Source organism: Streptomyces sp. RKND-216, assembly GCF_004795255.1.
Classification (GTDB): domain Bacteria; phylum Actinomycetota; class Actinomycetes; order Streptomycetales; family Streptomycetaceae; genus Streptomyces; species Streptomyces hazeniae.
This window is the reverse complement of record NZ_SSBQ01000002.1, coordinates 3230964-3242981: the sequence shown is the minus strand read 5'-3', so window position 1 is coordinate 3242981 and position 12018 is coordinate 3230964. Positions and strand designations below refer to the sequence as shown.

The 12018-nt window shown below is 73.8% G+C and carries 10 protein-coding genes; 4 read left to right on the top strand and 6 right to left on the bottom strand.

Features of this window, described 5'->3' with window-relative positions:
* The first annotated feature begins 289 nt into the window (after window positions 1-289).
* A complete protein-coding gene (locus E4198_RS14560) occupies window positions 290-1111 on the top strand; it encodes a class I SAM-dependent methyltransferase (RefSeq protein ID WP_136183523.1) in 822 nt (273 codons plus the stop codon).
* Here the strand turns inward: E4198_RS14560 and E4198_RS14555 are convergent.
* Window positions 1050-2333 carry a CHAD domain-containing protein gene (locus E4198_RS14555; RefSeq protein WP_136183522.1) on the bottom strand — a complete coding sequence of 428 codons (1284 nt, stop codon included), beginning with the start codon at window positions 2331-2333 and terminating at the stop codon, window positions 1050-1052. The genes E4198_RS14560 and E4198_RS14555 overlap by 62 nt on opposite strands.
* An 87-nt stretch (window positions 2334-2420) precedes the next feature.
* Complete coding sequence (locus E4198_RS14550) at window positions 2421-4757, bottom strand: RNA degradosome polyphosphate kinase (protein WP_247597689.1); 2337 nt, start codon at window positions 4755-4757, stop codon at window positions 2421-2423.
* A gap of 303 nt (window positions 4758-5060) precedes the next feature.
* On the opposite strand from E4198_RS14550, the gene E4198_RS14545 reads away from it, so the two are divergent.
* Window positions 5061-5624: a dihydrofolate reductase family protein gene (locus E4198_RS14545; protein ID WP_136183521.1), complete on the top strand. Its 564-nt coding sequence runs from the start codon at window positions 5061-5063 to the stop codon at window positions 5622-5624.
* A 42-nt stretch (window positions 5625-5666) separates the two neighbouring features.
* Here the strand turns inward: E4198_RS14545 and mshD are convergent, their stop codons facing one another.
* Entirely contained in the window at window positions 5667-6563 is an 897-nt protein-coding gene (gene mshD, locus E4198_RS14540) for a mycothiol synthase (RefSeq protein WP_136183520.1), read from the bottom strand.
* A 144-nt stretch (window positions 6564-6707) separates the two neighbouring features.
* Here mshD and E4198_RS14535 point away from each other — a divergent pair, with 144 nt between their 5' ends.
* Window positions 6708-8534 carry a bifunctional metallophosphatase/5'-nucleotidase gene (locus E4198_RS14535; RefSeq protein WP_136183519.1) on the top strand — a complete coding sequence of 609 codons (1827 nt, stop codon included), beginning with the start codon at window positions 6708-6710 and terminating at the stop codon, window positions 8532-8534.
* 82 nt (window positions 8535-8616) lie between these two features.
* Here the strand turns inward: E4198_RS14535 and E4198_RS14530 are convergent, their stop codons facing one another.
* Window positions 8617-9294 carry an NAD(P)H-dependent oxidoreductase gene (locus E4198_RS14530; RefSeq protein WP_136183518.1) on the bottom strand — a complete coding sequence of 226 codons (678 nt, stop codon included), beginning with the start codon at window positions 9292-9294 and terminating at the stop codon, window positions 8617-8619.
* A gap of 189 nt (window positions 9295-9483) precedes the next feature.
* Between E4198_RS14530 and E4198_RS14525 the strand changes: the two genes are divergently transcribed.
* Window positions 9484-10050: a TetR family transcriptional regulator gene (locus E4198_RS14525; protein WP_136183517.1), complete on the top strand. Its 567-nt coding sequence runs from the start codon at window positions 9484-9486 to the stop codon at window positions 10048-10050.
* A gap of 44 nt (window positions 10051-10094) precedes the next feature.
* On the opposite strand, the gene E4198_RS14520 is transcribed toward E4198_RS14525, so the two are convergent.
* Together E4198_RS14520 and E4198_RS14515 are read right to left on the bottom strand one after the other, a co-directional pair.
* Window positions 10095-11117: a LacI family DNA-binding transcriptional regulator gene (locus E4198_RS14520; protein WP_136183516.1), complete on the bottom strand. Its 1023-nt coding sequence runs from the start codon at window positions 11115-11117 to the stop codon at window positions 10095-10097.
* A 24-nt stretch (window positions 11118-11141) separates the two neighbouring features.
* The gene (locus E4198_RS14515) at window positions 11142-11990 is read right to left on the bottom strand and encodes a response regulator transcription factor (protein WP_136183515.1); all 849 of its coding nucleotides are present in this window, start codon (window positions 11988-11990) and stop codon (window positions 11142-11144) included.
* Between the last annotated feature and the right edge of the window lie 28 nt (window positions 11991-12018).

Here is a 12018-nt window from a genome sequence, read left to right as displayed (position 1 = left end):
CGGCTACAACGCCGTGGGGGTTGCTCTGCATTTCGACTTTGCCGAATCGTGACGGTCGGGGGCCTTGGGACCGTGCCCGCGCGGGCCCGTCCGGAGGGCCCGTCCGGAGGGCCCGTCCGGAGCCGGGTGCCCGGTGGGGCGGGATTCCTCACCGCGCCCCGCATGCGCGGCGCGGCAGCGCACCCCCTCACCGCCGCACACCCGGCGGTCAGGGCGAAGCACCGTTCGCGCAGTCCACGCGGAGTGGGACGCGCACCGCCGGGAGGGAGGGGCGGGATAGGGTCGGGGGATGGTCGGCCGGCTCCCCTCACGTCCCGTCGGGACGGCGACACGGGGCACGACGCATCCGAACCGGCTGCGCCGGATGGACCGGTGGATCGCCCACGCGCACGGACCCGCGCTGCGGCGCGCGTCGGAGGAGCCGCTCGCCGTCGACCTGGGCTACGGCGCCGCGCCGTGGACGGCGGTCGAGCTGCTGACCCGCCTGAAGCGGGTGCGCCGGGACGTGCGGGTGGTGGGTCTGGAGATCGACCCCGCGCGGGTCGCCGCCGCACGGCCGTACGCGCGGGAGGGACTGGACTTCCGGCCGGGCGGGTTCGAGGTGCCGCTGGAGCGGCGTCCGCTGCTGATCCGCGCGGCGAACGTGCTGCGCCAGTACGCCGAGGAGGAGGTGCGGGGCGCCTGGGAGCGCCTCGCGGCCCGGCTGGCGCCGGGCGGGCTGCTCGTCGAGGGGACCTGCGACGAGATCGGCCGCCGCCACGTCTGGGTGGCACTCGGGCCGGAGGGCCCGCGCACGGTGACGTTCGCGGCCCGGCTCGCCGGTCTGGACCGGCCCTCCGACCTGGCCGAACGGCTGCCCAAGGCGCTGATCCACCGGAACGTGCCGGGCGAGCCGGTGTACGCGTTCCTGCGTGACTTCGACCGGGCGTGGGCGGCCGCGGCACCGTACGGCGCGCTCGGCGCGCGGCAGCGCTGGGTGCGTGCCGTGCAGGCGCTGGCCGACGGCTGGCCGCTGGTCGACGGGCCGGGCCGCTGGCGGCACGGCGAGGTCACCGTCCAGTGGCACGCCCTCGCGCCGCGGACCTCCCCCGCGCCCCGCCGCTCCGGCTGACGACGGCTCCGGCCGGGCCGGAACGGCCGTCCGGCAGGCGGCCGTCCTCAGCCGCGGTCCAGTGGCGACCGAAGGCGAAACGGGCGGCCTCCACCTCGTGCCGCTGGTCGGCGTGCAGCACGCCGAGGGCGTACGCCGTGGCGGGGGCGATGCGCGGGGTACGGGCGGCCGCCGCGGCGGCGGCCGCGGCCTCCGCTGCGTCGTGGTGCCGGTCCAGTTCCCGGCCCGCGGCGGCGAGCGCCGCGTCGTAAGCCGTGCCGGGCGCCGTGCCGTGCGCCGGGTCCTGCGCGTCCGGGCCCACGACCTCCTGCGCGTACCGGTGCAGCCGCAGGAGCAGCCGCACGTGCAGCCAGGCGCTGTCGCCCTGCATCTCGGCGGAGAGTGCCCGGGCCAGCGCCTCGGCGTGGAAGGGGTGTTCGGAGCGGGCGAGCGGCAGTCCGTCGACGGCGTCGAGGAGCCGCAGGCGGGCCCGCTCGGCGTGCGCGCCGAGGGACGGAGCCTCGCCCGGCTCGGGGGTGCGGGTCTCGGGCGGTTCGGAGGCCAGCACGGCGAGGGTGTCCGCGAGGGCGTGGAAGCGGGAGGAGCCGAGGGCCTGGAGCGCGGCGGAGTGGGCGCGCGTTCGGGCCAGGGTGAGCCGGCGGTCGAGCAGGGCTCCGGCGCGGGCGACCCCTGCGGGGAGGGCCTCGTCCCGCCGGTCGCGCCCCTCCCCCGCCGTGCCCCTCCGCGTGGTGGCCGGGGGCGGCACGGGCGTCATCGCGCCCCCGTCGTGGGCGAGGCGGTGCAGCGCGGCGAGCAGCCGGTCGAGCCGGTCGCCGTAGGCGTACTCGCGCGCCAGGGTGCCGGACAGCCAGCTCAGTTCGGTGCGGAGCTGTTCGGCCCAGGCGGGGTCGAACAGCGGGCGGAAGGTGTGCAGCGTGGCGCCGATGCGGCGGGAGGAGCGGCGCAGCCGGCGTACGGCCTCGGCCGCGTCGGCGGCGCTCTCGGCGTGGGCGGCGGCCTCCCGGTGGTCGTGCAGGGTGCGCAGGAGGGCGGCGGCCCGGGCCTGGAGGTAGCCGCCGAGCGGGTCCGGGTCCGAGGGCGCTCCCGGCTCCGCACCCGCCCGTTCCGGTGCCGTCGGCGGAGCGGCCGAGGCCGCACGGCGGGCGGCGGGTTCCGGCGATGTCTGCCGCGCGGGGCGCGGACGTTCGGTGGCGCGGACGTCGGCGCGTCGTCCGGTGGTCACGGCGTTCCCCCCTGGTGGCGCGGGGCGGGCGACGACGTCCTGCGCGCCGCTGTACCGCCCCCGCCGAGGGGGCGGAGCGGCGGACGGTCAGGTCGTCGGGGCACGTCGCCGTCTCCGCGCGTCGATGAGCATTTCCTGGATGTTCCGCAGCGGCTGTCCCTCGCCGTCGTGGGCGACCCGCGTCCATTCCCCGTCGGAGCCGAGGTGCCAGGACGCGGTGCCGTCCGCCGTGCCGCTGTCCAGCAGCCGCGTCAGCGAGGCCCGGTGGCCGGGGTCGGTGACCCGCACCATGGCCTCGATGCGCCGGTCGAGGTTGCGGTGCATCATGTCGGCGCTGCCGAGCCACACCTCCGGCTCGCCGCCGTTCTCGAAGGCGAACACGCGGGAGTGTTCGAGGAACCGTCCGAGCACGCTGCGCACACGTATCCGGTCGCTCAGCCCGGGCACGCCGGGCCGCAGGGCGCAGATGCCGCGCACCCACACGTCCACCGGCACGCCCGCCTGCGAGGCGCGGTACAGCGCGTCGATCACGGTCTCGTCGACCATCGAGTTGACCTTGATCCTGATACCGGTGGGCTGCCCGGCCTCGTGGTGGGCGATCTCCCGGTGGACGCGGGAGACCAGGCCGTCGCGCAGCGAGAGCGGGGCGACCAGCAGCCGCCGGTAGGTGGCGCGGCGCGAGTAGCCGCTGAGGCGGTTGAAGAGGTCGGAGAGGTCCGCGCCGACCTGCGGGTCGGCGGTCAGCAGGCCCAGGTCCTCGTACAGGCGGGCCGTCTTGGGGTGGTAGTTGCCCGTGCCGACGTGCGCGTAGCGGCGCAGCGTCTCGCCCTCCTGGCGGACGACGAGTGACAGCTTGCAGTGGGTCTTCAGGCCGACCAGTCCGTAGACGACGTGGCAGCCTGCCTCCTCCAGCTTGCGCGCCCACTTGATGTTGGCCTGCTCGTCGAAGCGGGCCTTCAGCTCCACGAGGACGAGGACCTGCTTGCCGGACTCGGCGGCGTCGATCAGGGCGTCCACTATCGGGGAGTCGCCCGACGTGCGGTACAGCGTCTGCTTGATCGCGAGTACGTCCGGGTCGGCGGCGGCCTGCTCCAGGAACGCCTGCACGGAGGTGGAGAAGGAGTCGTACGGGTGGTGCAGCAGGACGTCGCGCTCCCGGAGGGCCGCGAACACGTCGGGGGCCGACGCGGACTCCACCTCGGCCAGGTCGCGGTGCGTACCGGCGACGAACTTGCGGTACTTCAGGTCGGGGCGCTCCATCGCGGCGGCGACTCCGCCCAGCCCGGTGAGGTCCAGCGGACCGGGCAGCGGGTAGACCTCGGCCTCGCTCACCTTCAGCTCTCGGACGAGGAGGTCGAGCACGTACGGGTCGATGGACTCCTCGACCTCCAGCCTGACGGGCGGCCCGAAGCGCCGCCGCATCAGCTCCTTCTCCAGTGCCTGCAGCAGGTTCTCGGCGTCGTCTTCCTCGACCTCCAGGTCCTCGTTGCGGGTGACGCGGAACATGTGGTGGGCGAGGACCTCCATGCCCGGGAAGAGCTCCTCCAGGTGCGCGGCGATCACGTCTTCGAGGGGGACGTACCGCTGCGGTCCCGCCTCCAGGAAGCGGGAGAGGAGCGGCGGGACCTTCACCCGGGCGAAGTGGTTGTGGCCGCTGACGGGGTTGCGGACGACGACGGCCAGGTTCAGGGACAGCCCCGAGATGTAGGGGAAGGGGTGCGCCGGGTCGACGGCGAGTGGGGTCAGCACGGGGTAGATCTGCTGGCGGAAGAGGGTGAACAGGCGGGCCTGCTCCTTCTCCGTCAGGTCCGGCCAGCGGATCAGGTGCAGGCCCTCGTCGGCGAGGGCCGGGGCGATGTCCTGCTGGAAGCAGGCCGCGTGCCGGGCCATGAGCTCGCGGGACCGGGTCCAGATGCCCTCCAGCACTTCGCGCGGCTGGAGCCCGGAGGCGGAACGGGTCGCCACGCCGGTCGCGATGCGGCGCTTGAGGCCGGCGACGCGGACCATGAAGAACTCGTCGAGGTTCCCGGCGAAGATCGCCAGGAAGTTGGCCCGTTCGAGGAGCGGGGTGTCCGGGTCCTCGGCGAGCTCCAGGACCCGCTCGTTGAAGGCCAGCCAGCTGCGCTCGCGATCCAGGAAGCGGTCCGCGGGCAGGTCCGGCGCCTCGGCGTCCGGGCCGTGGCCCGGCTCGTAGGAGTCCGGGTCGGAGTCGAGGTCCGGGTCGAGGGCGGGAGAGCCGGCGCCCACGGCGTGCGGGCGGTGCGCGGCGATGGAGCCGACGGAGGGTTGCGGGGCGGGAGCGGTGGGCTGCGCCGCAGCGCCCCCGCCGGTGAGCGGCGCCTCGACGGTGTCGCCGCGCCGTGCGGCGGCCACGGTGTGCGGCGGGTGCGGGCGTCCTGGTCCTGCGGCGGCTGGCTCACTCATGCCCCCATTGTTCCGCGTGCGCGCCGTGGCGGGCGCGGCGACGGCCGGCACCGGGGCGGGAGCACCGGCGCGGCGACGGGAGCGGGCGGCGTGCTGCATTCCGCGATGCTCGCAAGCGTGCGTGAATCGCCGGTTACGCGCACGTGGCCCCCAGCCGACATGCGGCCCGCCGCGCGCGGCGCCCTCCGGCCGCGCCCGGAGCCGGAGCCGCCTCCTCCGTACGGTCGGGGCCCGCGCGCCGCGATGAGTCCGGCGGCCGTCGGCGGTCGTACTGTCGAACCCGTGACGAAGGGAGGCCTTCCCATGCGCAAGGTGACCTTTTCGATGAACGTCTCGCTCGACGGCTACATCGTCGGGCCGGACGGCGACTTCGACTGGACCGGCCCCGACGAGGAGGTCTTCCGCTTCTGGATCGACGAGATCCGGGGGGTCGGCGTCCACGTGATGGGACGGCGGCTGTACGAGACGATGCTGTACTGGGAGACCGCCGACGAGGATCCCTCTCTGGACGCACCGACGCGCGAGTGGACCGCGCTCTGGAAGCCGCTGCCCAAGGTGGTGTTCTCCCGCACGCTGTCGGCGGTGCAGGGCAACGCCCGCCTGGCCTCCGGCGGCCTGGCGGAGGAGATCGGGCGGTTGCGGGCCGAGCCCGGGGAGGGCGAGGTCGCGATCGGCGGGGCGACCCTCGCCGCCGAAGCGGCCGCCTCGGACCTGATCGACGAGTACCGGGTGATGGTCTGCCCGGTGCTGGTCGGCGGCGGCATTCCGTTCTTCCCCCGGCACGAGCGCCGGGTGGACCTCGAACTCGTGGAGACCCGCACCTTCGGCGCGAACGTCGTCCATCTCCGCTACCGCGTGGCGCGCTAGGCGGCGTCGGGCCGGCCGCCCGCACCCCGGACCGGCCTGCGGTCAGGACTCCGTGCGGTACATCAGGTCCGTCTCGTGGGTGCGGAAGCCGAGACGTTCGTAGACCGCGACGGCGGGCTCGTTGTCCGCATCGACGTACAGCATGGCCGTGGGGAGGCCGCGGTCGCGGGCCAGGTGGCGCAGACCGAGGGAGGTGAGGGCGCGGCCGAGGCCGGAGCCCTGTGCGTCGGGGGCGACGCCGACCACGTACACCTCACCCAACTGTTCCGCGCTGTGCACCTTGGTCCAGTGGAAGCCGACCAGCCGGTCGCCGCTTACCGCGAGGAAGAAGCCGTGCGGGTCGAACCACGGTTCGCCCTTGCGGTCGTCGAGGTCGCGCTGCGTCAGGCCGCCCTGTTCGGGGTGGTGGGCGAACGCGGCGGCGTTCAGCGCGAGCCAGTCCTTGTCGTCGGTGCCGGGCTGGAACGTGCGGACGGTCACGCCCTCCGGGAAGGCGGGCTCGGCGCGTTCGAACGCGCCGAGCGGGCAGCGCATCTGCCTCAGTTCGCGGAAGAGGGTGAGGCCGAGGAGCTGCGCGAGGTGGCGGGCGGCCGGGTGGCCACCGTGGGCCCACAGGCGGAGCCGCTTGCCGGAGACGTCCAGCAGGGCCTGGCCGAGCTTGCGGCCGTAGCCGCGCCCCCGGTGGGCGGGGTGCACGACGAGTTCACCGGCGGGCGCCTCGACGGGGTCGGTGTCCTCGAGTTGGGCGTAGCCGACCAGCGTGCCCTCATGGCGCAGCAGCAGATGCCGTACGCCGGTGCGCCGTCCCCCGCGCAACTGCAGGCGGCCCTGTTCCGAGACGGCCGGCTGGCCGTCGTTGACGGCTGCGGCGTCGATCAGGTCCTGCGCCTCCCGTACGCCCTCGGTCGAGACCTCGTCCACAACAACCACGTCGCTCATGGGGGGAGAGCCTAGGACAACGCGCCGCCACCTGGGGGTTCCCCAGCGGTACCGAGTCGTCACCGTCCCGACCGCTGACACGCTACGCGCGTCACCGTAGGCTGCCTCCGCCTGCCCACCCATCCCAGAGGGGGACCCAGCACGATGGCAGCGAATACCTCCCCACGAGCCCGCCGCAGGCGAATCGCCGCGGCGGGCGCCGCGTTCGCCGTCGCGGCCGGCCTGCTGGCCACCGCGATCCCGGCGTCCGCGAACCCCGACGGCCGCGACGCGGACCGCGGCCACGGTCACGGCCGTCACCACGGCCGCACGGTCGACGTGCAGTTGCTGTCGTTCAACGACTTCCACGGCAACCTGGAGCCGCCGCAGGGCTCTTCCGGCGAGGTGGCCGAACTCCAGCCGGACGGCACCACGAAGGAGATCCCGGCCGGCGGCGTGGAGTACCTGGCCTCCAGCCTGCGCGACGCCCGCGAGGGGCACCGCTACTCGGTGACCGCGGCGGCCGGCGACCTGGTGGGTGCGAGCCCGCTGCTGTCGGGGCTGTTCCACGACGAGCCGACCGTGGAGGCCATGAACAAGCTGGATCTGGACGTCACCTCTGTCGGCAACCACGAGTTCGACGAGGGCATCGCCGAGCTGACGCGTCTCCAGGACGGCGGCTGCCACCCGGAGGACGGCTGCTACGTCGACGGCCGCCGCTACCGTGGCGCCGACTTCCCGTATCTGGCCGCGAACGTGACCGACGAGGACACCGGTCGCCCGGTCCTGGAGCCGTACACGATCTGGAAGCACCGCGGGGTGCGGATCGGCTTCATCGGCGTCACCCTCGAGGGCACACCGGACATCGTCTCGGCCGAGGGCGTGAAGGGCCTGGAGTTCCACGACGAGGTCGAGACCATCGACCGGTACGCGAAGAAGCTGAAGCGGCGCGGCGTGAACGCCGTGGTCGCGCTCGTGCACGAAGGTGGCGCCCCGGCAGGCGACGCGTACAACTACGACTGCGACAGCCCCGGGCCGGGCGACGGCATCTCCGGTCCGATCGCCCAGATCGCGAAGAACACGACGCCGATGGTCGACGCCTTCGTCACGGGGCACACCCACGAGGCGTACGCGTGCACGATCCCGGACCCGAAGGGCGCCCCGCGTACGGTGACGTCGGCCGCCTCGTACGGCCGGCTGTTCACCGACACCACGCTGACCTACGACCGCCGCACCCGTGACATCGTGCGCACCAGCGTCGACTCCGCGAACCACGTGGTGAGCCGTGAACAGCCGAAGGCGCGCGACATGACGCGGCTCATCGGCCGGTGGAACGAGCTGGCCGCACCGGTCGCGAACCGCCCGGTCGGCTGGATCGGCGAGGACATCCCGGGCCGCGGCGCGAGCACGCCGGAGTCGCCGCTCGGCGATCTGATCGCCGACGCGCAGCTCGCGCACGCCCAGGGTCTGGACGCCGAGGCGGACCTGGCGCTGATGAACCCCGGCGGCATCCGCTCCGACCTCGTATACGGGGCGTCCGGCAGCGAGGGCGACGGCGTGGTGACGTACGCCGAGGGCTTCACGGTCCAGCCGTTCGCCAACACGGTGAACATGATCGATCTGACCGGCGCCCAGCTCCTCCAGGTGCTGCGCGAGCAGGTCAGCGGGGACAACGCCGAGTCGCCGAAGGTGCTCCAGGTGTCGGAGGGCTTCAGCTACACCCTCGACCTGACGCGCTCCGGCGCGGACCGCGTGGTCGCCGACTCGGTGCGGCTGAACGGCGAGGCGATCCAGGAGGACGCCACCTACCGTGTGGCGGTGAACAACTTCCTGGCCGGCGGCGGCGACGGCTTCCCGACCCTGGCGGAGGGCGCGAACCCGTACGTCGGCGGGAACGACCTGGACGTGCTGGTGGACTACATGACCGCCAACTCGTCCGAGAGCGAACCGCTCCAGGCTCCGGCAGCCGACCGGATCACCGTCGTCGAGTGACCCGCGCGCGCTGAGCACACCCGCGGCACCCGCTCCACCGGCCGCCCCGCCCCGGACCTCTCCGGCGCGGGGCGGTCGCCTGTCAGCCCCGGCTTCCGTACGGCGAGCGGGCGCGCGCCGCGTGCAGCGCGTCGGCCCACCACCGGAGCTGCCGGAGCATGGCGGCGGCCGCCGCGGAGGTGCCCTCGGCGTCGCGAGGAAGGCCGTCCGCGTCGAAGCGCTCCCAGGCGCTGTGGAAGCTGAGCCCGTCGCGGACGGTGACGGCGTGCAGTTCGGCGAAGACCTGCCGCAGCTGCTCGACGGCGCGCAGACCGCCGCTCACGCCACCGTAGGAGACGAAGCCGACCGGCTTGGCCTGCCATTCCGTGGGGAACCAGTCGAGGGCGTTCTTCAGCGACGCTGGGAAGCTGTGGTTGTACTCCGGGGTGACGACGACGAAGGCGTCGGCGGCGTGCAGGCGCTGGGACAGGGCGGCGCAGATGCGGGCCGTCCCGGCGTCGGTCTCCCCGGCGGAGCCGGGGAAGACCAGCGGCAGCCGGTGGTCCGCCAGGTCGACGACGTCGACCGTCGCGAAACCGCCGATCCGCTCGGCCTCGCGGGCGAACCACTCGGCGACGACCGGCCCGAAGCGGCCCTCGCGGACACTGCCGACGATCACGGCGAGCCGCGTCGCGCGAGGCTCGGAAGCTGCGGCGGCGGAACGGGAAACGGCGGCGGGATGGGGAACGGCGGACGGGGCGGTGCGGACGGTGGGGGACATGTGAGGCCTCCAGGGCACGTCAGGTCCTGCTCGGCGGCGGACCGGTTGGTCGGGCGACGCACACGAGAGTGCAACTTCAACTGAAGTTCAGGTCAACGTCCACTGGGCCGCCGCGCCCCGGGAACGCTCCCGCCACCCGCACAGACCACCGCACACCCGCCAGATTGCCGAATTCCGTAGCATGAACGCATGGAACAGGGCGAAGTGCTCCTTCTGGACGCGGCGATCGAGGTCCTCGCCGCCGGCGGCATGCAGAGCCTGACGCACCAGGAGGTCGACGCCCGGGCGGGAGTCTCCGAGGGCAGCACGTCGCACCTGTACCGGACCCGCGACGATCTGCTCGGCGCCGTTCTCCGGCGCGTGCTTGAGCGGGAGAACGCCGTGTGGGCCCTGCTCCCCGTGGTGCCGGGAGCCTCGACCATCGAGGGCTTCGCCGACCGTATGGGACGCCTGCTCCAGATCCTGGCGGGCCCCGAGCGGACGCTGACGATGGCGCGCCAGGCCGTCTTCGCCCACGTCGCGACGTCGCCGGGGCTGCGGGCCGAACTGCGTTCCGCCCGCAGCGGGGTCAACGCGTGGCTGAGTCCCCTGCTCGCCGAGCTCGGCTCACGGCACCCGGAGGGCGATCTGGACATGCTGCTCGTGTTCATGGACGGGCTGCTCGCCTCACAGGTCGCCGGGCCCACCCCGGGGTGGAACCCGGCCCCGGCGATCGCCGCCCTGCTGCACGGCCTCATCGAGCGGCAGGCGGCGTAGGGACTGGCCGGCGGAACACTGCCCCGGCGGGCACCGGCGCTCGGTTACACGCAGCCGCAGCTGTGGCGGACGACGAGGCCGGAGGGGAACAGGCGGACGCGTTCGCGGCGCGAGCCGGCCACGCGCAGGCCGTCGTCCAGCACCAGGTCGACCGCCGCGCGCGCCATCGACTCGCGGTCCGAGCCGACCGTGGTGAGCGGCGGGTCGGACAGGCCGGCCTCCTTCACGTCGTCGAACCCGGCGACGGCCAGCTCGCGCGGCACGTCGATGCCGAGTTCGCGTGCGGCGCGCAGCACGCCGAAGGCCTGGTCGTCGGTGGAGCAGAACACCGCGGGCGGCCGGTCCGGGCCGCTGAGCAGGTCGAGCGCGAGCAGGTAGGTGTCATAGCGGTTGTACGGCGCCTTGAAAAGGCGTCCTTCCGCGGAGCGTCCGGCCTCCCGCATCGCCCGCGACCAGCCTTCGACGTGGTCGGTGACGGGGTCGCCGCTCTCGGGAGTGGAGTCCACGCCGCCGAGGCAGGCGACATAGTCGTGGCCGTGCTCCAGCAGGTGGCGGGTGGCGAGCTGGGCGCCGCCGACGTCGTCGACGACGACGGCCACGTCGTCGATCGCCTCGGGGCGGCGGTGCAGCAGCACAACCCGGGCGTCCCAGGCGTCGATCTCGGTGGCGGCGTGTTCGGACGGGCCGGAGCTGATGAGGATCAGGCCGGAGACCCGCATGCCGAGGAACGCCCGCAGGTAGTGGACCTCGCGCTCGTCGAGGTAGTCGGAGTTGCCGACGAGGACCATCTTTCCGCGCTCGGCGGCGGCCTGCTCGACGGCGTGTGCCATCTCCGCGAAGAAGGGCTGCCGGGCGTCGGGAACGATGAGACCTATGAGGTCGGTGCGACGGGAGGCCATGGCCTGGGCGACACGGTCGGGACGGTAACCGAGCTCCTTGATCGCGGCCAGCACCCGTTCCTTGGTGGCCGGCGCCACCGGACGCGGTCCGTTGTTGATCACATAGCTGACCACCGCGGTCGAGGTACCCGCCAGTCTTGCCACGTCGTCGCGCGTCACCTTGGCCACGGCGGTCAGTCTACGTGCGATGGCTCAGCCCTTGGCAGACCGCGTGCCGGTGCGACGAACGTCACCGGAGGCGCCGCCGGAGTCCCGGTCGGCGCCCGATTCCGGGGCGTCGCCGACCGCCCGCTTCGCGACCTCCTCGGCCTCGTCGGTCACCGCCCTGGCCTCGGCCTTCGCCTTCTTCGCGGCAACCGACTTCTCGCCCTTCTCGGGGGAGACGAAGCGGTAGCCGACGTTGCGGACGGTGCCGATCAGGGACTCGTGCTCGGGGCCGAGCTTCGCCCGCAGGCGCCGCACGTGCACGTCGACGGTGCGCGTGCCGCCGAAGTAGTCGTAGCCCCAGACCTCCTGGAGGAGCTGGGCGCGGGTGAAGACCCGGCCCGGGTGCTGGGCGAGATACTTCAGCAGCTCGAACTCCTTGAAGGTCAGGTCGAGGACCCGGCCCTTGAGCTTCGCGCTGTACGTCGCCTCGTCCACGGACAGGTCGCCGTTGCGGATCTCCATCGGGCTGTCGTCGGTGGCCGCGCTGAGCCGGCCGGTGGCCAGCCTCAGCCGGGCCTCCACCTCGGCCGGCCCGGCGGTGTCGAGTACGACGTCGTCCACACCCCAGTCGGCGGTGACCGCGGCGAGACCGCCCTCGGTCACGATCAGCAGCACGGGCGATCCGGGGCCCGTGGAGCGCAGGAGCTGGCACAGCGACTTGACCTGCGGCAGGTCGCGCCGGCCGTCGATCAGGATCACGTCCGCGCCCGGGGTGTCGACCAGGGCGGGCCCGGAGGCGGGGGCGACCCGCACGTTGTGCAGGAGCAGGCCCAGGGCGGGAAGGACTTCGGCGGAGGGCTGGAGGGCGTTGGTGAGCAGCAGCAGGGAGCTCATGCGGCCACCTCCCGCTGCCCGGGGTTCG

Bases quoted from the DNA above. Each gene is read 5' to 3' on its own strand.
- E4198_RS14560 (WP_136183523.1), top strand. From the start codon at position 290: ATGGTCGGCCGGCTCCCCTCACGTCCCGTCGGGACGGCGACACGGGGC.
- E4198_RS14550 (WP_247597689.1), bottom strand. From the start codon at position 4,757: ATGAGTGAGCCAGCCGCCGCAGGACCAGGACGCCCGCACCCGCCGCAC.
- E4198_RS14535 (WP_136183519.1), top strand. From the start codon at position 6,708: ATGGCAGCGAATACCTCCCCACGAGCCCGCCGCAGGCGAATCGCCGCG.
- mshD (WP_136183520.1), bottom strand. From the start codon at position 6,563: ATGAGCGACGTGGTTGTTGTGGACGAGGTCTCGACCGAGGGCGTACGG.
- E4198_RS14545 (WP_136183521.1), top strand. From the start codon at position 5,061: ATGCGCAAGGTGACCTTTTCGATGAACGTCTCGCTCGACGGCTACATC.
- E4198_RS14515 (WP_136183515.1), bottom strand. From the start codon at position 11,990: ATGAGCTCCCTGCTGCTGCTCACCAACGCCCTCCAGCCCTCCGCCGAA.
- E4198_RS14525 (WP_136183517.1), top strand. From the start codon at position 9,484: ATGGAACAGGGCGAAGTGCTCCTTCTGGACGCGGCGATCGAGGTCCTC.
- E4198_RS14530 (WP_136183518.1), bottom strand. From the start codon at position 9,294: ATGTCCCCCACCGTCCGCACCGCCCCGTCCGCCGTTCCCCATCCCGCC.